General features: G+C 43.8%; 22 protein-coding genes and 3 other annotated features. Of the genes, 17 read left to right on the forward strand and 5 right to left on the reverse strand.

Features of this window, described 5'->3' with window-relative positions:
* Positions 1-46 precede the first annotated feature (46 nt).
* The gene (locus N5C46_RS01675) at positions 47-877 is read left to right on the forward strand and encodes a non-homologous end joining protein Ku (RefSeq protein WP_261750647.1); all 831 of its coding nucleotides are present in this window, start codon (positions 47-49) and stop codon (positions 875-877) included.
* Positions 878-907: 30 nt separating this feature from the next.
* A complete protein-coding gene (locus tag N5C46_RS01680) occupies positions 908-1,603 on the forward strand; it encodes a phosphatase PAP2 family protein (protein WP_261750648.1) in 696 nt (231 codons plus the stop codon).
* An 11-nt stretch (positions 1,604-1,614) separates the two neighbouring features.
* Here the strand turns inward: N5C46_RS01680 and N5C46_RS01685 are convergent, their stop codons facing one another.
* Positions 1,615-3,165 (reverse strand): hypothetical protein, encoded by a 1,551-nt coding sequence (locus N5C46_RS01685; RefSeq protein ID WP_261750649.1) that lies wholly within the window; start codon positions 3,163-3,165, stop codon positions 1,615-1,617.
* Positions 3,166-3,503: 338 nt separating this feature from the next.
* Between N5C46_RS01685 and N5C46_RS01690 the strand changes: the two genes are divergently transcribed.
* The 12 genes from N5C46_RS01690 to N5C46_RS01745 all read left to right on the forward strand — a co-directional run bounded on the left by N5C46_RS01690 (position 3,504) and on the right by N5C46_RS01745 (position 15,108).
* On the forward strand, positions 3,504-3,779 hold the full coding sequence (locus N5C46_RS01690; protein WP_261750650.1) for a YhdT family protein: 276 nt from the start codon (positions 3,504-3,506) through the stop codon (positions 3,777-3,779).
* A complete protein-coding gene (gene panF, locus N5C46_RS01695) occupies positions 3,772-5,214 on the forward strand; it encodes a sodium/pantothenate symporter (protein WP_261750651.1) in 1,443 nt (480 codons plus the stop codon). The genes N5C46_RS01690 and panF overlap by 8 nt, the downstream gene beginning before the upstream one ends.
* A 74-nt stretch (positions 5,215-5,288) precedes the next feature.
* Positions 5,289-6,785: an NAD(P)/FAD-dependent oxidoreductase gene (locus N5C46_RS01700; RefSeq protein WP_261750652.1), complete on the forward strand. Its 1,497-nt coding sequence runs from the start codon at positions 5,289-5,291 to the stop codon at positions 6,783-6,785.
* A 48-nt stretch (positions 6,786-6,833) separates the two neighbouring features.
* A complete protein-coding gene (locus N5C46_RS01705) occupies positions 6,834-7,691 on the forward strand; it encodes a GNAT family N-acetyltransferase (protein ID WP_261750653.1) in 858 nt (285 codons plus the stop codon).
* 91 nt (positions 7,692-7,782) lie between these two features.
* Positions 7,783-8,029: a binding site (T-box leader), on the forward strand.
* 46 nt (positions 8,030-8,075) lie between these two features.
* Positions 8,076-8,319, forward strand: a binding site (T-box leader).
* A 73-nt stretch (positions 8,320-8,392) separates the two neighbouring features.
* Positions 8,393-9,790, forward strand: coding sequence for an anthranilate synthase component I (gene trpE / locus N5C46_RS01710; RefSeq protein WP_261750654.1), 1,398 nt, complete (start codon positions 8,393-8,395; stop codon positions 9,788-9,790).
* A complete protein-coding gene (locus tag N5C46_RS01715) occupies positions 9,787-10,398 on the forward strand; it encodes an anthranilate synthase component II (RefSeq protein WP_261750655.1) in 612 nt (203 codons plus the stop codon). Before trpE ends, N5C46_RS01715 begins: the two co-directional genes overlap by 4 nt.
* A complete protein-coding gene (gene trpD / locus N5C46_RS01720) occupies positions 10,370-11,395 on the forward strand; it encodes an anthranilate phosphoribosyltransferase (RefSeq protein WP_261750656.1) in 1,026 nt (341 codons plus the stop codon). The genes N5C46_RS01715 and trpD overlap by 29 nt, the downstream gene beginning before the upstream one ends.
* Positions 11,396-12,184, forward strand: a complete 789-nt coding sequence (gene trpC / locus N5C46_RS01725) for an indole-3-glycerol phosphate synthase TrpC (protein ID WP_261750657.1) — start codon at positions 11,396-11,398, stop codon at positions 12,182-12,184.
* Complete coding sequence (locus N5C46_RS01730; RefSeq protein ID WP_261750658.1) at positions 12,181-12,792, forward strand: phosphoribosylanthranilate isomerase; 612 nt, start codon at positions 12,181-12,183, stop codon at positions 12,790-12,792. Before trpC ends, N5C46_RS01730 begins: the two co-directional genes overlap by 4 nt.
* Before the next feature lie 27 nt (positions 12,793-12,819).
* Complete coding sequence (trpB, locus tag N5C46_RS01735) at positions 12,820-14,022, forward strand: tryptophan synthase subunit beta (RefSeq protein WP_261750659.1); 1,203 nt, start codon at positions 12,820-12,822, stop codon at positions 14,020-14,022.
* Positions 14,015-14,806, forward strand: a complete 792-nt coding sequence (gene trpA, locus N5C46_RS01740) for a tryptophan synthase subunit alpha (protein WP_261750660.1) — start codon at positions 14,015-14,017, stop codon at positions 14,804-14,806. Before trpB ends, trpA begins: the two co-directional genes overlap by 8 nt.
* A 146-nt stretch (positions 14,807-14,952) precedes the next feature.
* Positions 14,953-15,108 carry a hypothetical protein gene (locus N5C46_RS01745; RefSeq protein WP_224519763.1) on the forward strand — a complete coding sequence of 52 codons (156 nt, stop codon included), beginning with the start codon at positions 14,953-14,955 and terminating at the stop codon, positions 15,106-15,108.
* A 51-nt stretch (positions 15,109-15,159) separates the two neighbouring features.
* On the opposite strand, the gene N5C46_RS01750 is transcribed toward N5C46_RS01745, so the two are convergent.
* Complete coding sequence (locus tag N5C46_RS01750) at positions 15,160-15,756, reverse strand: class I SAM-dependent DNA methyltransferase (protein WP_261750661.1); 597 nt, start codon at positions 15,754-15,756, stop codon at positions 15,160-15,162.
* A 130-nt stretch (positions 15,757-15,886) separates the two neighbouring features.
* Positions 15,887-16,151, forward strand: a binding site (T-box leader).
* A 57-nt stretch (positions 16,152-16,208) separates the two neighbouring features.
* Between N5C46_RS01750 and metG the strand changes: the two genes are divergently transcribed.
* Both metG and N5C46_RS01760 read left to right on the forward strand, forming a co-directional pair.
* The gene (gene metG / locus N5C46_RS01755) at positions 16,209-17,852 is read left to right on the forward strand and encodes a methionine--tRNA ligase (RefSeq protein WP_261750662.1); all 1,644 of its coding nucleotides are present in this window, start codon (positions 16,209-16,211) and stop codon (positions 17,850-17,852) included.
* A 1-nt stretch (position 17,853) separates the two neighbouring features.
* The gene (locus tag N5C46_RS01760; RefSeq protein WP_261750663.1) at positions 17,854-18,342 is read left to right on the forward strand and encodes a metallophosphoesterase family protein; all 489 of its coding nucleotides are present in this window, start codon (positions 17,854-17,856) and stop codon (positions 18,340-18,342) included.
* 37 nt (positions 18,343-18,379) lie between these two features.
* Here N5C46_RS01760 and N5C46_RS01765 read toward each other — a convergent pair whose 3' ends face one another.
* Both N5C46_RS01765 and N5C46_RS01770 read right to left on the reverse strand, forming a co-directional pair.
* A complete protein-coding gene (locus tag N5C46_RS01765) occupies positions 18,380-19,207 on the reverse strand; it encodes a GNAT family N-acetyltransferase (protein ID WP_261750664.1) in 828 nt (275 codons plus the stop codon).
* Between the two features lie 124 nt (positions 19,208-19,331).
* Complete coding sequence (locus N5C46_RS01770) at positions 19,332-20,393, reverse strand: DUF3900 domain-containing protein (protein ID WP_261750665.1); 1,062 nt, start codon at positions 20,391-20,393, stop codon at positions 19,332-19,334.
* 217 nt (positions 20,394-20,610) lie between these two features.
* Here N5C46_RS01770 and N5C46_RS01775 point away from each other — a divergent pair, with 217 nt between their 5' ends.
* Positions 20,611-21,534 (forward strand): cation diffusion facilitator family transporter, encoded by a 924-nt coding sequence (locus N5C46_RS01775; RefSeq protein ID WP_261752252.1) that lies wholly within the window; start codon positions 20,611-20,613, stop codon positions 21,532-21,534.
* A 37-nt stretch (positions 21,535-21,571) separates the two neighbouring features.
* Here N5C46_RS01775 and N5C46_RS01780 read toward each other — a convergent pair whose 3' ends face one another.
* Entirely contained in the window at positions 21,572-22,186 is a 615-nt protein-coding gene (locus N5C46_RS01780) for a PH domain-containing protein (RefSeq protein WP_261750666.1), read from the reverse strand.
* Positions 22,187-22,271 lie beyond the last annotated feature (85 nt).

The following is a 22,271-nucleotide window of genomic DNA, read 5'->3' on the forward strand; positions in this document are numbered from 1 at the left end:
GATATGGATAAGGGATTAGTTTATGTAAAGGAGGGTATTGAAAGATATGCATACAATTTGGAAAGGGTCCATCAGCTTTGGACTGGTGAACATCCCCATTAAACTTCATTCTGCTACAGAAGACCGGGATATCAAACTCCGTTCACTTCATAAAGAATGTCATACACCCATTAAATACGAAAAAGTATGTCCCGCTTGTGAAAAGGAACTGGATCAAGCCGATATCGTGAAAGGTTATGAAGTGACGAAAGGTAAGTTTGTCGTCCTTGAAGATGAGGAATTGAAAGAGCTGAAGGAAGCAAGTGGTGATAAGGCTGTAGAGATTGTCGATTTTATTAAGATGGAGGAAATCGACCCGATTTTCTTTGATCGAAGTTATTTTGTTTCACCGAACGACGGCGGAAAAAAAGCCTATTCCCTTTTGAGAAAAGCCCTACAGGAGTCAGGGAAAGTAGGAATTGCCAAAATCACGATGCGGTCGAAGGAGCAGCTTTCCATCGTTCGTGTATACGAGCATACACTCGTCATGGAAACCATTCACTATCCCGATGAGGTAAGAGGAACCGGCGATGTCCCCAATGTGCCTGAAGGAGATGAAATCAGCGAAAAAGAACTGGAGACGGCTACCATGCTCATCGATCAACTGACGACGGAATTCCAGCCTGAGAACTATAAAGATCAGTATCGTGAACGCTTAAGTCAATTGATAGAATCGAAACAAACAGGGGAAAAAGTGGTCACATCCAAAGAAAGAGAACCGAAAGAAAATGTAACGGATCTTATGGCAGCCCTACAGGCATCCATCGATTCGTCCAAGCCCAAAAAGGCAAAGAAACCAACTAAAAAGAAAACGACTTCTAAGAAAAAAGCTCAGTAGAAGGCGTGAGTCAGGAGAGAGGGAGAAGTCTTGAAGGAGAAACATATTGAACAAGGCGTCTTTGTCGTTGTATCCCTGTTGTGTTTGATTGTATTCACCTGGGGATTTGTATCGATCGTGGAAGAATGGAAAGAAAATGAGATCGCTCAATTTGATAATGGGGTATTCGACATCGTCAGAGGGACGATTTCACCTAAATTAACGGAAATCATGACGGTCATCACTTTTTTAGGTGGAATAAAAGGTATCACCATCTTTACCGGGTGTGCAGTCGTCATCCTTCTGTTTATGAAGAAATATCCACTTGCTTTGTTTGTAGCGATCACCATCCTGACAGGTGCGGGGTTCAATGGGCTTCTAAAATGGATATTTAAACGGGACCGGCCCGATATTGAAGCATTGATCCAACAGGGGGGCTACAGTTTTCCCAGTGGTCATTCCATGAGCTCATTCATATTTTATGGTTCACTGGCATTCATCCTGTTCCGTGCCCTGGATCGTAAACGGTATAAATGGGCTAGTGTGATCTTGGTCTCCATGCTTGTCCTACTGATTGGATTGAGCAGGATATACCTTGGTGTTCATTATCCAAGTGACATCATTGGCGGATTCACGGCAGGAGGTGCCTGGCTTACCCTTTGCATCACGATCTATATGTATTTCTACAAACGCAAGCATTGGAGAGAAGATGAAGACATGCATGTAAAAAACGCTCAGGAGACCTGAGCGTTTTTGTATTAAAACAAATTAAAGATATACGGTCCGATGGAAGTGACGTATAGAAGAATATAGATTCCCATGAAATAAAATACTCCTCCGAATGTACCCCAGTCCGGATCTCTGCCCACTTTCCAAAGCAGGGCAGTAAGGATGCTGATGATCACTAATAATACATACTCACTTCCCGAAAATGTGAGATAGCCGGGAGCTGAAAAATAGAAATAATCTCCCATCGCTTTACTGACGAATGTCAGTGGCATAAGGATGAATAGAATGATCGAAGCATATTCCACCCAGTTGATTTCTTCTTTTTCAAACATATTCGGTTTGAACATATAAAGAAGGATCAAGACAAACAGGGAAGGAAGTACCCAATAAAACGAAACCAAAATAGTGACCAAACTGCTGAACAGCATGAGAACCGAATTGTTCAAGGCTTCCTTTACGCTTCGTTTCGACCATTCCGTACTTTTGACAATGGCTTTCTCATCCTGTGAGGCGCCGAACAATTCATAATAATCACCGCCATAATCAAGCCAGGCGATATTTTGATCGGATATCTGAAGCGGTGAATAGGTAAAATGCTTGCTTGTACTGACAGGTGTAGCCACAAACTGATTGGATTCACTGAAAGGTGCAACGTAAAGACTGATGGTATTTTGTCCCCCTACTTTGTGACTCTCGGATGTGAAGAGGATCGACGGCTTTCCATCGATGTCTGCAAACTTTACGGACCTCGGACTTTCCAATTTGAAGCCTGATTGGTCATTCGTAAATGCAATCTGGGCAGGCTTTATGATCGACGTTCCTATATCGCTCATGGGTGTTTCCAATTTCCATATCTTATAGGATAATGTCCCTTGTGCGCGCATTTCTTCATTGTACAAAAGTGTTAATTGATTGTTTTCTTTTAAGAAGGACAACCCGTTGATATGATGATTCGTCGCTGTTTTGACCACGGCAAATGGCTGCTTCACCAATTGTAATTCTTCATCTAAGTAGTAAAGATGGGCATGAGTATCATCCTGCCTTATTTGTACGACGGCACTTCCGTCGTTTTCGACATAGGCTTCAAGGACTTCATCTGGGAATCGGTAAACTTCCTTGCTGGAAAGATCAGCTGGAGAAAGAGAGTACAGGACTTCTTGTTTCCAGTAATAGATTGTGTTTGATGAAGTGCTGATTCCCGTTACGTTATCTTCGATGGTCTTGTCTCCGGTGTCGTCGGATGAAATGAGCTGATCACCCTTCACTTGTAAGACCTTATTTCCGTCCGTCCAAAATGGCTTGCCCCTTGTCACGCTTATATTCAATGAACCTTCTTTATTTGGATTAAGTGATTCATCGAATGAAAATTGATCTACCTTTCCATTGCTTGCTAAGAATAGTCCCTCTTCGTTATAGAAGACAAGCGGACGTTCCTCAGATGAATAGCCCAAAGGGATCGATCTGCTCCAATCGGGATCCGGTTGTTGTTTTACGTTCAGAAGCTGGTGAAAGAAAAGTGCACCAATCAATAATAGAATGAACACAATTGGTATTCCAAATGTTTTTAATTTTGCTCTCACAGTCATTCCCCCTCATTCTCTCTCTTAAAACATGTGAGTACATTTTAGAATTTTACCACAATTCTTATTTTTGTTCACCAAATTTTTCCTTTAGTGAGATTAACTTTTGTGTTGACTTTTAATTTTAGAGAGATTACAATGATATTGAAAATCATTCTCATTAAACAAAAGAGTTCCCCCTCTTTCAGATAGAGAGAATGGTTCATGATTACCCCCTTTTATTAGTTCAAAAAGACAGGCCTGAAGCGGATGCTTCAGGCCTGTCTTTTTCTTGCATTTCATATCATCATGTCGTAAATTGTTAAAGGATGTTTATTTACGGGGAGGGATAATAGGAAGTGAATCATAAGGATGATAGACGGTTTCGGATCGCCAACCACGAAGCATTAATTGGTGTTGCACTCGTTCTTATAAATTTTTTGTGGTGGTATGGATTTGCATTTGGACTCGGCGGGCAGCCTGTATCAGATTACGATTGGATCTTGGGGATGCCGGCATGGTTCTTCTACAGCTGTATCGTGGGATTTCTTCTTATGGTATTTTTAGTGATTATAGTGGTGAAATACCTTTTGACAGATATTCCGTTTGGCGAAGAGGAGGATGGTCATGAATAGTATGGCAATGATTCCCTTGTTTGCCTTTTTGATTTTGATTTTCATAGTGGGGATTTATACCGCTAAAACCGTAAGCAAATCAGATTCGTTTGTACAGGAATATTTCCTCGGCAGCCGACAACTCGGAGGATTTATCCTCGCCATGACGATGATTGCTACATACGGCAGTGCCAGCAGCTTCATCGGTGGTCCGGGTGCTGCATATACATATGGGCTATCATGGGTGCTCCTTGCCATGAGCCAGGTTGTGACAGGATATTTTGTTCTTCTTATACTCGGTAAGAAGTTTGCCATTATGTCAAGGAAGTATAAAGCCGTTACATTGATCGATTATTTACAGGGGAGATATGGAAGCAATAAGATAACGGTCCTTTCGGCCATCAGTATCATCTTGTTCTTATTCTCTGCCATGATAGCCCAGTGGGTAGGAGGGGCACGTTTAATCGAATCATTAACGGGATTGAGCTATGAAACCGCTCTATTCCTGTTTGCTATCTCCGTCCTCGTGTATGTTACGATCGGCGGTTTCCGCGCCGTAGCCATCACAGATGCGATCCAGGGAGTTGTCATGCTTGGAGGGACATTGATCCTGTTGATTGCTACGATCATGGCAGGTGGCGGCATGGAAAAGATCATGATGGAATTGCAAGCTGAAAATCCCAATTTACTAAGTCCCCATGGGCCGAACGGTGAGCTGAGCGCAAAGTATATCTCGTCTTTCTGGATCTTAGTGGGAGTGGGGGTCGTTGGACTTCCCCAAGTAGCCGTAAGGGCCATGAGCTATAAAAATTCCCGTTCTCTGCACAGGGCCCTGATTATCGGCACAATCGTCGTGGGTTCGATCATGCTTGGCATGCATCTCATCGGAGTTCTGGCAAGAGTGGTCCTCCCGGGAATCGAAGTGGCGGACAAAGTCATGCCGCTCCTTGCGCTTGAGGTGCTTCCTCCGTGGCTTGCGGGAATTGTTCTGGCAGCTCCCATGGCAGCCATCATGTCGACGGTGGATTCGTTGCTGTTGATCGTATCATCAGCCATTGTGAAAGATGTTTATATGAACTTCATCAATAAAGATGCAAAAGAGAAACAGATCAAGACAATCAGCTTCTGGGTGACGAGTCTGACAGGTATACTGGTTTTTCTCATGGCATTAAGCCCGCCTGAATTGATTATCTGGCTTAATTTATTTTCTTTCGGAGGTCTTGAAGCAGTCTTTATCTGGCCAATTGTACTCGGGCTATACTGGAAAAAGGGAAATAGTGCTGGTGCGCTTGCTTCCATGGTTTCAGGATTGGTGGCGTATATTTTATTTCATAGTTTTGCACCAAACTATTTAGATATGAATACGGTCATCTTTCCCATTATCATCTCCTTTTTTATGTATGTCCTTGCTTCTCTGGCTACTCAATCGAAACACCGGATGGATGGGTTTAAGTAACCCATCCATTTTTGTCTTTTCTAGTGCAAAAGAGTACATTGAATAGTAATAAAAGACGGATTGGGTGAAGGAATATGGAACATTCTGTAGTCGTGGTCGGAGGAGGTATCGGAGGGCTTACTGCTGCTGCCCTCCTTGGAAGTGCCGGTTATCATGTACATGTCCTTGAAGCTTCAAGGGAATGGGGTGGCTGTGCCGGGAAGTTCCAACGGGGAGAAGCGTTATTTCCAGTCGGAGCGACTCTTGGGATGGGTTTCGAACCTGGGGGGATTCATCAGCGCATCTTTCAGTACCTCGGCATCGAATTGCCGTCGAATCAACTCCTTGAGCGGGTAATGGACATACATCTTCCGGAGGTTAGCTTAACCTTCCAACGGAATCGGGAATCGCATGTTAAAGGGTTGATGAAAGCGTTTCCTGATAGTGCAGATAAAATTGCCTGTTACTTCAGGGATTTGTACAGGATGGCTAAGGAAATACGGGTACTCGTGGATTCCCTGCCCATCCTTCCGCCGAGGACGGTAAGAGAGTGGAAGGAGCTCATTATGAGCCTGAATCTGGGTTCACTGACCCTTCTGCCAGGCTTTCAAAAGACCATGCTCGATCTGCTGAAAAAACACGACCTGCATGTCCACACATCCTTCAAACACTTTATTGATGGACAGCTGATAGACAGTATGCAGGTGGAGAGCGACCAATGTTCTTTATTGCTCGGCTGCCTGGCACTTGATATGTATCATGAGGGGGCCTTCTACCTTGAAGGTGGCTTATATCGCATAGCCGAATGTCTGGTCGATGCATCGATATCACTTGGGGTTAAAGCGACCCTGGGGAGGAAAGTGGTAAGCATTACACGTGATGAGCATCTTCAGGAGTGGATCGTCTCTGATCATAGAGGGAATGAATATCATGCCGATCATGTCATATGCAACGTTCCTGTCCAGTCACTCAAGAATCTATTCCCTGACGAATATGCACCAAGTATTAAAACCTATTTGAAAGGAAAAGAAAGAGAGGCTGTGTGGGGGACCATGACCCTTTATATGTTATTGAAAGAAGAATCACTGCCGGAAACTCTCCCCCTGTTTACGCAAATTTGCACAAGCAATGATGGTAATATGACGGAAGGAGATCATCTTTTCTTATCATTATCTCATCACGATGACCGGCAGCGCGCGCCGGAAGGATTCCGTACTATGACGGTATCAACCCATACAAAATTAGAGAATTGGGACTCAAAAGAAAAATATGATTGGTACAAGAGGAACCTTAAAAAGAAGATGCTGGATTCAATAGAGACGGTCATACCCACCTTTAGAAGTAGTCTGATAGAATGCTACCCGGGTGCGCCCAAGGCGTGGGAACGATATACGGGGCGGCCCGGCGGGATTGTAGGGGGATTTCCCCAAACCAATGATCATGCGCTCTTCAATAGTCTATCGCACAGGACTCCACTTGAGAATGTCTGGGTATGTGGAGATTCTGTCTTCCCAGGTGCGGGGACCATCGGGGTGTCTGTCAGTGGGTACCATGTCTTTCACTCTATCACAGGGAAAAAGCTTCCCACATAAAGCAGGAATCAGGATCCCATATGTAGAATGTTGTGATGGGGTGATAATATGTATAAGCTTACACAGTATGAAGACCCAATAGCCTTCCATGATAAGGTTTATTCTCTCCTTATGGAGGATGAGGCAGCGAATAATCTGCCTTTGGGACTATTGAATACCATGAAAACGAGTGACAAATATATAGATCCACTTCTGCTGTTAGTGGAAAATGAGGATGACAAGGCAGTGGGATCATTCATCATGACTCCTCCTCATTACCTTGTCGTTACCCTGAATGTAGGGAAGGATGATATCCAGGCCATAGCCGAACAGCTCCATACGTTTTGTGAGGATTCCGGGATGACGATCCCCGGTTTTGTTGCTGAGAAAGAAACCGCACTTCAACTGACCCATGCATGGTGTCACGTTACGGGGAAGGGTTTCACCATCCGTATGAACCAACGTGTGTATCAATTGAGTGAAGTGAATGATATCCAGTTGAGTGAAGGGAAAATGGTTCCGGTTCGTTCAGGTCAAGAGGGGCTCCTGGCCAAATGGATCAGTGAGTTTGTCGCAGATACAGAAGTCATAACCTTGTCGGGTGATGAAGCGCTCAAAAGGGCGAAAGATATGATTGATAATGAACGCTATGTGTTCTTTTGGGAAGTGGCCGGACAGCCTGTTTCCATGGCAAGGGGGGCAAGAAGAACGGAAAACGGGATTACCGTAAATTTTGTTTACACCCCATCCGAATTCAGGAAGAAGGGATACGCCTCTTCTGTAGTAGCGGAACTGAGCCGTCTGCTACTGCATGAACACACCTTCTGTTCCCTCTATACGGACCTGGATAATCCCACATCGAACAAAATCTATATGGAGATCGGTTATAAACCAGTCTGTGATTCCATGATGATCACCATTGTTTGAACCAATCAGCATAAGATGGAATAGAATATGAATTAAATGGTTGACATCGTGAGAAAAAGCGATTAGTATAATAAACAATCAATTAAATGAGCGAATGGCTTTGACGAAGAGGAGTACCTATAATCGACACTTCAGAGAGCTGGTGGTTGGTGTGAACCAGTGTGAGCGGTACTAGGGAATGGACTTCCGAGCTTCCAAACCGAAACCTTAGGGAAGTAGGCTTTGGCGAATGTCTTATCGTTACAAAAGACGCGTATTAGAGCATTCTGCTCCGATACGATTGAGTGGACTGTAAAAGCAGTCAACAAAGGTGGCACCACGGGTATCCCGTCCTTTCTTTTAATAAGATAAGGATTGGGATGCCTTTTTTTATTCCTTTATATTGATAAATCGTTGAATAAGAGGAGTACATTCAAGTGATGCATAACAGGGAGTTAAGGACAGTGAGACCTTAGCATGATAGCTTGTCTGGAATGGACTTATGAGAGATGATCTGAATGAAGTAGGGTCGTACGGATTTCCACCGTTAAAAGGATAGAGTATCGGGTGATTAACCCTGTACTTGAACCAAGAGGGGATATAAGTATATCCCAATAGAGGTGGCACCGCGGTCAGCATCGTCCTCTATGAACAGGATTCCTGTTCATAGGGGACTTTTTTTATGGACTTTTTAAAAGGTGAAAGCGAATGGGAGGATATCAATGATGAAGCACCAGGATTTGAACTATGTCGTGAAAGAATTGAATGGTGATATGTACACACCAATATCACTCTTTCAATCCCTAAAGGGGAAGAAGAAATTTTTATTGGAGAGTTCGCTGAAACACGAACAATCCGGTCGCTATTCTTTTGTGGGTAGCGATCCGTTCATGGAATGTAGGGCATATGGGGATACCGTACAAATAATAAAAACGTCTACTGATCGAGTAGAGGAACGAACAGGGGACCCCGTCGAGATAATTCAAACTCTTATTCCCCACGTTCCTTTAGAAGATGCACCCTTTCCTTTCACAGGTGGAGGGGTTGGATATTTAGGATATGATGTGATCAGACATTACGAGGAAATCGGTATCACCCCCGATGACGAATTGGAGATGCCGGACATTCATCTCATGTTCTATGAAAAAGTCATTGTCTTTGATCACCTTGAGCATAAAGTATACATCATTGTCATGAATGAATGGACAGAAGAAATGGACGTCGATCTTGAGGGAAAAGTGAAGGAAACCGAAAACGAGCTGACAAATGTGTATTTGGACACAAACAAGGAAAAACTGGATCGTCTATCCTTTCATGCTCAAACGTCAAAAGATGAATATATGGAGAGAGTGGAAAGAGCGAAGCAGTCGATTCAGGAAGGAGAAATCTTTCAAGTGGTGCTTTCCCAAAGACTTCAGGCATCCTTTACCGGTGATCCTTTTACATTCTATAGAGGCTTAAGGCAATCCAATCCGTCACCATATATGTTCTTCATCGACTTTGAAGAGTACGTCGTATTGGGGGCATCCCCAGAAAGCATGTTGAAAGTACAGGGCAGTCAGATCACAACGAATCCCATTGCAGGTACAAGGCGCAGAGGGAATACCGTTGAAGAAGATGGAAAGCTTGAGAGGGAGCTGCTATCGGATGAAAAGGAAATGGCTGAGCATCGAATGCTTGTGGACTTAGGAAGGAATGATCTGGGAAGGATTTGTGAAATCGGATCCATCCGATTAACCAAGTACTTAACCATTGAGAGGTACAAATATGTGATGCACATCGTTTCAGAGGTGAAGGGTAAATTGAAGGAAGAAGTAACCCCCCTTGAAGCATTAACAGGCTGTTTGCCTGCAGGAACAGTGAGCGGGGCACCGAAGATCAGGGCCATGCAGATCATCAATGGTCTTGAAACGACAAAACGCGGAGTATACTCAGGCGCTGTTGGATATATCGGGGTCAACGGCAATCTGGACTTTGCCCTGGCGATCCGCACAATGGTCGTGAAAGATGGTGTGGCCAATGTTCAAGCAGGGGCAGGAATCGTGTATGATTCAGATCCGGAATCTGAGTATGAAGAAACGCTGAATAAAGCACAATCATTATTGGAGGTGACGGGATGATTCTACTCATTGATAACTATGATTCGTTTACGTATAACCTGTATCAATATATTGAAGAACTTGGTGAAAGGGTAGTGGTCAGACGGAATGATGCGATTTCATTGGAAGAAATAAAAAAACTGGATCCTTCAGGGATCATCCTTTCCCCTGGACCAGGTAAGCCTGAAAATGCGGGTATTTGCACCTCGATTATACAGAATCTTCACGCTAGTGTGCCGATTCTCGGCGTTTGTCTGGGTCATCAGGCAATCGGGGCAGCCTTTGGGGCAACCATTGAAATAGCTGAAAAGGTCATGCATGGAAAGAGCTCACTTATCAAACATAGTGGTGAAGGGATATTTGAATATTTGCCACAACCGTTGGAAGTGATGAGGTACCATTCACTGGTCATCAAAAAAGGGACTCTGCCAGAACCGCTGGAGACAGTTGCCCTTTCTATGGATGACGGGGAAATCATGGCCATCAAGCATATGGGATCTCCTTTGTTTGGGGTTCAATTCCATCCAGAGTCCATCGGGACGAAAACAGGGAAGAAAATCATTCAAAACTTTTTAGACGAAATGAGAAAGGGGAATAACCGTGAAAAGATATCTACAAAAGCTGTCTGATGGTCATTCATTAGAAAGAGATGAGATGAGGGGAGCCGTTCAGGAATTATTCAAGGAAGATACGACCGAGAGTCAGATCGCCTGTTTCTTGACCCTGTTAAAAACGAAGGGGGAAACGGTGGGGGAAATGACAGCCCTGGTTGAAGTGCTCCGAGAGAAGGCATTGCCCGTAACCAGCACTTTAAAGGATGTATTGGATAATTGCGGGACAGGTGGAGATGGATCCCAGAGCTTTAATATCAGTACAACAAGCGCATTCGTTTTGGCAGGGGCAGGCATCAAAGTCGCAAAGCACGGAAATCGGAGCATATCAAGCAGGACCGGCAGTGCAGATGTGTTGGAACATCTGGGCATCTCATTGGACTTTCAGGCCCATGAAGTGGAAAATCTCCTGAATGAAACCAATATCGCCTTCCTCTATACACCCCATATCCATTCGGGGCTGAAAAAAATCATGAAGGTACGGAAAGAATTGAAAATTCCGACCATCTTTAATCTGATTGGTCCACTAACGAATCCCGTTCAATTGGAAACCCAGCTGATCGGGGTGTACAGAAGAGATAAGCTGGAAACCATGGCACATGTCCTACGTGAATTGGGAAGAAAGCGGGCAATCGTCTTGAATGGGGCGGACTACATGGACGAAGCGTCACTTGCAGGTGAGAATCATCTTGTCCTTCTGGAGGATGGTGAAGTCAGCTCATTTACATTATCAGGGGACGAGGTCGGGCTCCCATCTTATACCCTTGAAGAGATCAAAGGAGGAGATGCAGGAGTCAATGCCCGTATCTTACAGGACGTCTTACAAGGGAAAGAAGGAGCCTATACGGATACGGTCTTATTCAACGCAGGAATCGCCTTAGTTGCTCATGGTAAAGCTTCGACATTCGCAGAAGGTGTGAAACTGGCAAGGGAAAGTATAGAAAGCGGACGGGCAAATGAGGCGCTCTCATCCCTTGTACACTATAGCCGACAACGACGAAAGCAGGTGATTTGATTGGCAACCATTTTAGATACCATCATTGAAAAGAAGAAAGAAGAAGTGAACAATTTAAAACAATCCGGATATCAATCCTTTCATAATCATAGCACTTCGACTAAATCATTATACGAAACGCTTAAATCTGCTCCCTTCTTACAAGTAATAGCTGAAATCAAGCGGGCATCACCATCAAAAGGCGATATCCGGACAGAGGTGGATCCGGAATTACAAGCTGCTATCTATGCAGAAGCTGGAGCGTGCGCCATTTCTGTTCTGACGGATACACCATTTTTCAAAGGGAGGATGGAGGATCTTGCAAATGTTCGAAGAGCCGTCTCGATCCCGATTCTGTGTAAGGACTTTATCATCGATGAAATCCAGATCGATCGTGCCAGGGATGCAGGGGCGAATGTGATCCTGCTAATTGTTGCCGCACTGGATTTCACCAGACTGAAAGAATTATATTCTTATGCCTCACATCTTGGACTAGAGGTTCTTGTAGAAGTTCATAATGAGGAAGAAATGATGGATGCCTTAGAACTCGGTGCTACTATAATCGGGGTGAATAATCGGAACCTGAAAACCTTTGAAGTGGATCTATTAATCACTGAATCCCTGGCATCGATGGTGAAAGGCAGGGAAGTAGTACTCATAAGTGAAAGTGGAATCAAGGATGAGTCAGATTCAAGGAGAGTGAAAGATGCAGGGGCACAAGGGATCCTCGTCGGGGAAACGTTAATGAGAAGTGAAGATCCCGCAGCTATCCTCTCCGCTCTCCAAGTTGAAATAGGTGAGATGAAATGACGAAAGTCAAAGTGTGCGGCATCAGAAGACAGGTAGAAGCCGAGTGGGCATTAAATGCGGGAGCTGATGCCATAGGGTTCGTGTTTGCCGAGAGTAAAAGGAAAGTCGATGTTGAGAAAGCCGCACAGATCAGCAAATCCGTTTCTACAGATTTATTAAAGATCGGTGTGTTTGTGAATGAATCAAAAGAAAGACTGGAAGAAATCTTTCATCTCGTGCAGCTCGATTATGTTCAGCTGCATGGGGATGAATCAGTGGAATTCTGTGAATCTCTCAATCTCCCTTTTATCAAGGCGATTTCGGTGAGGGAAAGAAAGGATCTGAAAGGGATCGAGGAATTTCCGGGAGAGATGGTTTTGTTGGATAGCGGAAAGGGACCCCATCGTGGTGGCAATGGCACCACATTCAATTGGGAGTATGCACATTCAATCAACATTCCTCAGCAGCTGATTCTTGCAGGAGGGTTAAATCCGGACAATGTCAGGGAAGCCATCACACAGGTCCGTCCCTATATGGTGGATGTCTCGAGCGGGGTTGAGACGGATGGGGAGAAAGACCGAGTAAAGATGGAAGCATTCATAAGGGAAGCAAAATCGGTGTTTGAATAAATGAAAACAGTGAATGGAGGAAGAAGAATGTTATATGCACAACCAGATCATAAAGGACTGTTTGGTCAATTTGGTGGAAGGTTCGTTCCTGAATCATTAATGAAAGCCGTTCAGGAACTCGAGTCCGCTTACGATGAAGCAATCAATGATGTACGTTTTCAAGAGAGGCTGCAAAGCTACTTAAAGGATTATGTAGGAAGGGAAAATCCTCTCTACTTTGCAGAAAACCTCAGCAGGCAGATAGGGGGAGCCAAAATCTATTTGAAGCGGGAAGATCTGAATCACACAGGTGCCCATAAAATCAACAACACGATCGGTCAGGCCCTCCTTGCTGAACGGATGGGGAAAAGAAAAGTCGTAGCAGAAACGGGAGCAGGTCAACATGGGGTCGCAACCGCCACCGTATGTGCCCTATTAAACCTTGATTGTGTCATTTTCATGGGTGCGGAAGATATCCGCAGGCAGAAACTGAATGTATTCAGGATGGAGTTGCTAGGTGCAAAGGTCATCAGCGTCACCCAGGGAAGTGCCACATTGAAGGATGCCGTGAATGAAGCGCTGCGTTACTGGGTAGCCAATGTTGAAGACACTCATTATATTATGGGGTCCGTTTTAGGTCCGCACCCATTTCCGAAGATGGTCCGGGACTTCCAAAGTATCATTGGAAAAGAAACGAAGAAACAATTCTATGAAAAAGAAAAATGTCTTCCAGATGCCATCGTGGCATGTGTCGGGGGAGGAAGCAATGCCATAGGGATGTTCCACCCGTTTATTGAAGACAAAGAAGTGGACTTATACGGTGTCGAGGCAGCCGGAAGCGGCATTGAAACAGAGAAGCATGCAGCCACATTGACGAAAGGGTCTGTCGGAATCCTTCATGGAAGCATGATGTATCTCCTTCAGAATGAAGAAGGGCAGGTACAGGAAGCCCATTCCATTTCAGCAGGACTTGACTACCCGGGTGTGGGGCCTGAGCACAGCTATTTAAAAGAGATTGACAGAGTCCGTTATGCATCCATTTCTGACGGTGAAGCACTGGACGCATTCAAACAGTTATCACAGACGGAAGGTATCATTCCTGCACTTGAAAGCTCCCATGCCGTTGCCTACGCGGTGAAGCTGGCTGAAGGCATGACAAAGGATCAATCACTCGTCATATGTCTATCCGGGAGAGGAGATAAAGATGTTGAACAAGTAAAAGAGTTATTGGGAGGTAGTCAGCATGGGTAAAAAATTTCTGGAAAGCAGCCTTGAAGAGGAATTAAAGCGGGGGAATAAGTTGTTCATTCCCTATGTAATGGCGGGGGACGGTGGCATAGACACATTGATCACAACTTTAAAGAAACTTGAAGAAGGTGGAGCGACGGCCATTGAAGTCGGTATTCCGTTCTCTGATCCCGTTGCCGACGGACCGACGATTCAAGAAGCGGGTAAAAGAGCATTGGAGAAGGGAACCACACTTCGAAAAGTGTTCGACAAATTGATTGAAGGAAGGAAAGAAATTGGAATTCCCCTGATATTTATGACCTATATCAATCCGATTTACAAGTATGGTGTAGAACGCTTCTTCGATGATTGTAATAAAGCTGGTGTAGATGGGGTGATCATTCCCGATCTGCCACTGGAGCATTACGATTTGGTTAAGCAGCCTTCGAAGGAAAAAGAAATAGCCATTATCCAATTGGCAACCCTCACAAGTCCTTTGGAAAGAGTGAAGGAGTTGGCCTCTGTGACAGAAGGGTTCCTCTATGCCGTCACGATTAATGGAATTACCGGAACAAGAGAGGGGTTTGCCGAGAATATATCCCGTCATTTAATCAAGCTTAAGAGCAACAGTCCAGTTCCGGTTCTGGCTGGATTTGGGATATCGAGCCCCGATCATGTACGGAGCATGAGCGAAAGCTGTGATGGGGTAGTGGTCGGAAGTAAGATTATAGACCTTATTCAAAAAGACTCATTTGATGAAATCAGGGAGTTAATCGGAGCGTCAAAGACAGGAGCTTTTCATTCGTGAATTCCGCCTGTTTTGTTAAAAAATGTAGAAGTTCATGAACTGAATCTAAACGATTGTTAAATAAAGGTAAATAGCCTTCTCATACTCTGAAAAATCAGTATGATAAAGATGTAGTTGAACAAAGCATCATACTAGGAGGCTATAAAATGAAAAGTATGAAAAAGTGGTTGTTAATGTTCATGACAGCACTATCAGTAGTAACTTTTGCAGCCGGATGCAGCAGCGACTCAGAAGATGACACAGGAACAGAAGAGAACATGGATGAAGAAAGTAATACAGACGAGAGCAACACAGAGGAGTAAAAGATCTACAGCCGATCCTTATGGGGTCGGCTGTTTCCTTGACATGATGAATTATTTTACACCTTTTATGGAGACAGTCAGTGCAGGAGTTACATCTTTATAGGATAGAGAAATATTTTTAAAGCCGGTTTCCTTTAGAGCCTGTGAAATTTCTTCACCATAGCGTCTAGCTTTGCTGTCCCGTTCTTCATCTCCACGGGGCTGAACGGTAATGAGGAGGGTGCCACCGGTTTTAAGCATCTTGTATAAATGGCTGAGTGCCTGCTTCTGATCATTCCATAATGGGTAATTATTAACGGAAAAGATCCGATCGTACTGAGCATCGTATAACTCGAATTGACTGATGTCCTGAACAAACAGGCGAACCCTGCCTTTCTCTATCGCTTTCTGATTCTTGTTTTCAGCCGCATCTTTCATTGTTTCAGAAAGATCGACCCCGTCCACAAAGGTATCAGGGAATCGAGTGGAAATGCGCTTAATACAATATCCCGGCCCATATCCCACTTCAAGAACGCGATCGCCATTTTCGATGGACAGTTGTTTGATGGACCAGTTGTTGATCTTCCGATTATCAAACTCCATCACTTTGCCCACAACCCAGCCAAGGATTCCTTTCGGGCGCTTAAATTGTTTCTGTAGCGTAAACAACAGGGCATCACCTCATTTCCTGTATTTTATAATGAATGTTCTATCTTTCAATTTTCCACGAATCCTGTGAATTAAAACCTTGACTGGAATGTTGCAATTTTTTGAAAAAGTGGCATAATATAATCAAATCTAATTTGCGTTGATGAGAAGAGTACATAGTGAAATCACCTTATCAGAGAGCTTCGGAAGCTGAAAAGAAGCAGGGAGATTCTCTATGGAAAATGGTCTCGGAGCATTCTACCCGAACCGATGGGGTGTAGGGTAGAACGGGGATGGGCGTCCGTTATCACTGTCACGGTATAAGGGCTTATCTTGCTCCGTACTTGTTGAGGTAGTCTTGCGTGAGCGAGCTATAAACTAAGGTGGTACCACGAGCTTAACCCCTCGTCCTTGGATGTCTTTCGATATCTATTAGGACGAGGGGTTTTATTTATTTCGAGGAGGAAACCACTATGACTGTTTTTATAGGAGGGGCTTGGCCATACGCCAATGGCTCCCTGCATTTGGGACACATCGCTGCATTGCTGCCGGGTGATATCATTGCCCGTTATTACCGCTTGAAAGGGGAAAGGGTTCTGTATGTTTCAGGGAGCGACTGCAATGGCACCCCGATCGGGATTCGGGCGGCGCAAGTTGGGATAAAGGTAGAAGAAGTGGCAGATCGCTACCATGAGGAGTTTGTCCGCTCCTTTCAATCACTGGGATTCAGCTATGATGAGTACACAAGGACGGATCACCCGTATCATCATCGGGAGGTACAAAGGATCTTTACCACCCTTTATGAACAGGGGTGGTTGTATGAAAAAGAAGTCGAGCAAGTATACTGTTTGAACGATCAGCGTTTCCTGCCTGACCGGTTCGTAGAAGGAACCTGTCCGGTCTGCGGTTCGAAGGCGAGGGGAGATCAATGTGATCATTGCTCCACTGTGCTGGATTCAACGGACTTATTAGATAAAAGCTGTAAGCTATGCGGACATGAACCGGTTCTTAAAACGACCACACATTTATACTTTGCCCTTTCCAAATTCCAGCAACCATTAGAGAGGCTGATGAAGGAACAGAAAGGAAAGTGGAGGGAAAATGCAGTCCAGCTTACTAGCCGCTATCTTGAAGAGGGACTGAAGGACCGGCCGGTAACAAGAGATTTGGAAAATGGGGTGGAGGTTCCGATTGAGGGATTCCGGGACAAGAAGATTTATGTGTGGATTGAAGCGGTGTGTGGATATTTGAGTGCATCAAAGAAATGGGCCGGGGAGGGGAAAGGTAGCCTGAACGAATTTTGGGCTAAAGATACGCTCTCTTATTATGTACATGGAAAAGATAATATTCCATTTCATACGATTATTTGGCCAGCCGTCCTTCTGGGCATGAATGAAGAAACCCATTTACCGGGTCACATTGTCTCAAATGAGTATCTGACATTGGAGAAAAGTAAAATATCGACGAGCCAGAATTGGGCTGTCTGGGTAAAGGATCTTCTTAGTGATTACCATCCTGATACGATTCGCTATTTTCTGACGATCAATGCACCTGAAAAGAGAGACGCAGACTTTTCATGGAGAGAATTTATTTATAGCCATAACAGTGAACTTCTCGGTGCTTTCGGAAACCTTGTACAACGTACCGTGAAATTCTACAAGAAAGAATTCGGTGAGAACCTGATCATAACCAAAGTAGATGAGAGGGCCCAACAGAAAGTGGATGAGGTATTCTCATCTGTCGGTCACTGGATTGAATCTGGAAGTACGAGACAGGGACTTGAAGAAGTATTTGAATTCATCAGGTGGTGTAATAAACGTTTTGATGAACAGAAGCCATGGGTAATAGTGAAAGAAAACAGGGAAGAGGGGAAAAGGATACTTGAAGAATTCATTTATTTCATCAGTAATCTTAGAAGTATTCTCGAACCTTTTATACCTTTTACAGCTTCAAAGGTCGGGGAGCAGTTGGGGATGACCCATCAACCGCTTTGGGAAAGGGTATCCCTCCCCTTAAAGCTGACAATAGAAAATGCTCTACCATTGTTCAACCGGATTGATTTGGAATGGATCGATTTAGAAAGGGAAAAGCTGATTGGAAAATCCAAAGGAGAATGAAATGAAAATCGTCATTGTCTCTGACACTCATATGCCGAGAAAAGGAAGGGGACTCCCTCCCATCCTTCAGAAAGATCTTATGGAGAGTGATCTCATCATTCATGGGGGAGATTTCGGGACCCATGATGTATATATGGAATTCAGGGGGTACGGGGAATTGATTGCCGTTGCTGGAAATGTCGATGACCTTGAACTTCAATCCCTTCTGCCGAAAAGAAGGATCATAGAAAGAAAGGGCATGAAAATCGGTATAACACATGGAGACGGGAAGGGGAAAACCACTGAAAAAAGGGCTCTGGAGGCCTTTGACGATGTGGATGTGGATGTGATCATCTTCGGTCACTCCCACATCCCCTATTCCCGCTTTATGAAAGGAGTCCTCTTATTCAACCCAGGCTCTCCAACCGATAAACGAAAGCTTCCATACTATTCCCACGGTGTATTGACAATCGGAGACACCTGGAAGATCGAGCACATATTTTATAAATAAAAAGAAAAAGCACAGTGGCTGAACTGTGCTTTTTTCATTATTTAATGGGATATCGATAATACTCTTGACTATAAAAGGTTTGAAAACCACTTGATTCATAAAGATTCAGTGCCTTGCTGTTCGCGGCAGCCACATCAAGGTATATATCATCGGTCCATTTGGATTCCTGCATCACGACCTGTGACAATGCATTTCTTCCAATTCCCTTTCCCTGAAAAGATGGGAAGACCGCAAACCCGTAAATGAAACTTTTTTTGTCCGCACGTTGAACCCTTATTTTTCCAACCACTTTCTCATCATAGATGATCATAAGATTTCCTTCCCTGGACTCTTCAAATAGCCTCTTGGTATAGGATTCAGCATCACTTCTGACAACCCCGAAACAGGTTTCATCAAGGTCGATGATGGTTTCGATATCCTGTTTATCCGCTGTTTTGATTCCGACAGAATCAGAATCTATGATCAACTCTTTTTTATTCCATTTCATTTCATATTCCGTGAAATCATAGACAGCGTCCATATGTGATATAAATCCTTTTCCAGATGTCGAAGATCCCGGAATATTAAGTAAGAGCGTGTTGACCGTACGGGAATTTAAAGAGTGAAGTGCTTCTTGAAACAGTTCTTGGAACAGGTGCTGACGACGGAATTGAGGATGGATCATCCCACATATTTCGTAGGAATCACCAAATCCGTATATTCCTAAAAATCCGACCAGACGGCCATCCTTATAAAGAAGGAAATCATCTTGATCGTTCTTTCTCTTCTTTAGCATTTCCCAGTTCAATTTTAAGTTTATCCCTTCAAAATCCTCGCAGACATCCTGAAGATCCCTTATATCTTGAAGTTGTGTAGAAGTAAGCATTCGTTATCCCCCTTTTCCCGAAAGAGAAAGAATTTTCTTACTTGATTTTATTTTATGAGCATTATTTATACAAGAGAATTTTGTTTTTTCATAGAAAAACCATGTTGTGAAACATGGCTCCATCTCATTCCTTATCCTGTATCCGTTGAATCACTTCATGGAGTTCATCCGGCTTTAAAAATTCCAATGGGGAGAATCCTTTTTCAAACATGACGGACTCGCTTTCAATCATAAGGACGTATCGACCGTTCACTTTCGCCAAGTGGATGCTGTCTCCGAAATCTGAGAGAAGGGCTTTTACTGAAACATGGTCAAGCTTCACTTTCAGTTCCACTTCAGGGGACTGCTCGACGATTTGGGAAGTCGCTTCCACGACTTGTTCCGTCGTGAATCGTTCCTGCAGCTCACGCTTTGGACTGATGGCCCATTCTTCCACTGCTTCTTCAAATTCGACCCGTTCATCACTTTCTTCAGCATAGGTTTCAGATATATGTTCCTTTACCATGCCGTATACTTGTGATTTGACGATTTCGGGCATGGATTTTTCATACTCCACCCATTTCAGGAAATCTTCAAAGTATCTGGCGTGTGAAGCTTGATGGATTTTGATTTCGGCTGAATCCATCATGCCTTCTTCAGGCATATACGGATATTGAATGGATTTCATATTTTTCGTCGTGATCGCCATTTCTACATTATGTATCAGGGTTGCTTCATCTGTAATGGTGGCAACCTTTGGTTCGAAATCACATTTCATGAGGAATAAAAAGGGATCATCAAAAAATTTGGTGAGCTTTGCGGTGGCTACCAAAAACGCGCCGCCCCGAATAGCGCTGGTTTCTATGTACATTTGGACAATCTGATCACATGCTTCACGAAAATCTTCTTTACTTTCAGCATAACGGGTTCGATGAAGTAAATTGTAGTTTGGATTTGATGTAAGCTCATGACCTGGTTCCACAACAAAGCGGCCAATTTTAGTGGGGGCGGAATCTGACTTGGAGTGCCTGTCCACCTTGCGTTTGACGATCTTCGTCAGTTCACCGTCCAGGAAGCTTTTGAGGGGGCTTTCCTCATATTCATTACCTGTTAATGTTTGAAAGTGCTTATGTCGTTTATCTGCTTCTTCGCCTTTTCCTTCTACCTGAATTAAATAAAAGGAAAGATGCTGTATCGTAAAATCCATGATTTGTTCTCCTGACCTGATTAGATTCGACTTCTTATGATTTTACATCCATTGTTACAGTATAGAAAAGCATAAAAGGTTCGTCAATTGACTTATGAATGGGGAGGATTGAGAGATACTATCTAGTAGCTTGATAAAACGTAAGGTGGTGAGCTTGGTGAGTAATGAATCATTTTTCACATTACTGAAAAAAGGAAATAGATCTTCGTTCTTTGCCATGGTGGGAAATGGAATCCTCGCAATCGCAAAGGGGGCGGCATTCTTTATTAGTGGAAGTGGGGCTATGTTTGCCTCTGCCATGCACTCGTTAGCCGATGCTGTCAATCAGGGGTTTGTGTTTATCGGCAGTGTTCTTTCAGAGAAGAAGCCGACAGAAAAGTTCCCGACAGGTTTTGGAAGAGTGATCAATTTATTTTGTATGATTGCGGTCATCGTGGTTTCGGTCATGGCATATGAAACGATTCGTGAGGGATTTCATCTGCTCAAACATCCCGCTGAAGTAAAAGGGATATGGATAAATGTATCCGTGTTACTCTTGAACATCCTGATTGATGGAACGATCCTTTTTAAAGTGATGAAGGAAATCAGTCAGGAAGCCCGCGTGGAAAGCAGGGGAGCCGGGATTGTGACAGGTGCGTTCAAGCATGTAAAGCGGGCAGCGCCACCAACAAGACTTGTGTTTTATGAGGACTTAGTGGCTGTATCAGGTGCCGTTCTTGCTTTGATAGCGGTCCTTGTTTCTTATTTCTCCCCTTTTCAACTATTGGATGGGATTGTGACCATCATGATCGGATTCCTGATGGTGGGAGTTGCCTTCAGGGTCGGGTACGACAATATGGTTGGCTTGATAGGGGTTGCTGCACCTAAGGAAGTGGAGGACAGGATTGCTTCTGTCATCTTTGAACATGAAGCGGTCATCGATATCTTTAAGATGAGGATCACACAGGAAGGCCGCTATTACCATGTTGAATCATATCTTGAATTGAAAAAGGGGTTACCCCTGTCGGAAGCGGATGACATTAAGTTTGCCATACAGGATCAACTAATAGCAGATCCCGATATAGCTGATGTTACATTAGGAATCATAGAGGACAATGGTATTCAGGAGTGGAAAGGAACTGATACACCCGAAATGCCTTAATATCATCCGGCTGATGATTTCAGCCGGATGATGCACATCAATTTTGAATGAATTTTTCAAATACAAACCCAAAATCTTTAAGAGTTAATTCTTTCTTCTTGTCCGACAGCCAATTGAAGGCATATTGATTGACTTCTTTAAACTGTTCAACAACATTTACTCCATCTGTCTTTACTTGTCCCAATGTGGAGGATGCGAGTTGAAGACTTTCATTGGCAAATCCGGAATAAATGCTATTGTCAGTAGTGATTTCACCAATTTTAATAAGGGACTTATAGAGATCTTTCACTTCTGTTAAATGTTTTTTATGAACATCGATGGAGTAGATTTCTGAACCGATCTTAAACTTGATTTCGACATCCAGATCTACTGTTCCCGCCGTTTCAAGGAGGACATTCGAAAGGTGATACTTGTAATAATCCAAGCGGCGGAGCACCCGTTTCTTGCTTGCTGCACTGGTCCCATCAAGGTGGATGAGAGCTTTGTTTGTAAAGCAGTATTCATCGGACTTGGATTTGATCAGGAAGTAAATCTTCTCTCCATCTTCATGCATAATGTAATCATCTGAATCGGCTTTGTCGTAATCCTGCGGCTTTATGACTGTGCCGATATCACTTAAACCTAATACGTCTGAAGCAACTTTTCCAAACATGCTTTCAAATCCTTTCGATTTTGATTGTTTTCTTTCTTACCATAACATAAGACTTCATCAGTATATCATAGATTCATAGAGGGTA

It is taken from the genome of Rossellomorea vietnamensis (assembly GCF_025398035.1).
Classification (GTDB): domain Bacteria; phylum Bacillota; class Bacilli; order Bacillales; family Bacillaceae_B; genus Rossellomorea; species Rossellomorea vietnamensis_B.